This is a genomic window from Mycetohabitans sp. B3, from assembly GCF_021498065.1.
Lineage (GTDB): Bacteria > Pseudomonadota > Gammaproteobacteria > Burkholderiales > Burkholderiaceae > Mycetohabitans.
In genome coordinates, this window is record NZ_JAHLKN010000098.1 from 1 (window position 1) to 738 (window position 738).

1 protein-coding gene is annotated in these 738 nt (G+C 40.9%); it reads right to left on the reverse strand.

Annotated features, from left to right (window positions below):
- Nucleotides 1-726: aromatic amino acid lyase (locus tag KQH55_RS15740; protein WP_373566409.1), on the reverse strand; the 726-nt coding region annotated here is incomplete at its 3' end.
- Between the last annotated feature and the right edge of the window lie 12 nt (nucleotides 727-738).

The window sequence follows — 738 nt, forward strand, 5'->3', positions numbered from 1 at the left end:
ATGCTTTGGAATCACCAAAGGATTGTCATTACTAGAATTCAACTCATTTTCTACCACACACTTAACATAATCCACAGCATCCCTAATCGGCCCAATTATTTGCGGCGTACAACGCAAAGAATACGCATCTTCGATTTGATCAGTAACACTATCTACCACATTACCGCAAAGTTGCGATCGAAGACTTTTTGATACATCATCCTCACTACTTATCATATTACTGTCGGCAAGCGCGTTGTAGATATTTGCTGCAGACGCTTGCTGGCCTCGATGCGGCTTCTCTTCGTGCACCAACGGTGAAAATACCTTACGCTTTCCTTTCAATGTCTCCAAAGTTAACGATGTTATTAATTCATATGATTTAATTAAATTCTCCAAATCATTTACTATTAGGCACGCCAAGCCAGTCATGGCCGAGGTTCCATTTATTAATGCCAAGCCCTCTTTATAACTAAGTCTGAGCGGCTCAATATTAGCCTTACACAGTGCCTCTGAGGCACTCATAATCTCCCCTTGATACCTAACCTTCCATTTTCCAGTTAGCGCCAAAGCAATAGCAGCAAGTGGTCCCAAATCTCCACTCGTACCAAGAGAACCTTTCTGAGGTACACAAGGACATATTCCTTTATTAAAAATATCTACAAATTTTTGAATATTTTCTAGTGAAATTGCAGATACTCCTCGAGCAAGCGAGTTGATACGTGTTAACATCGTCGCTCGAACCACAGCATCATCAAA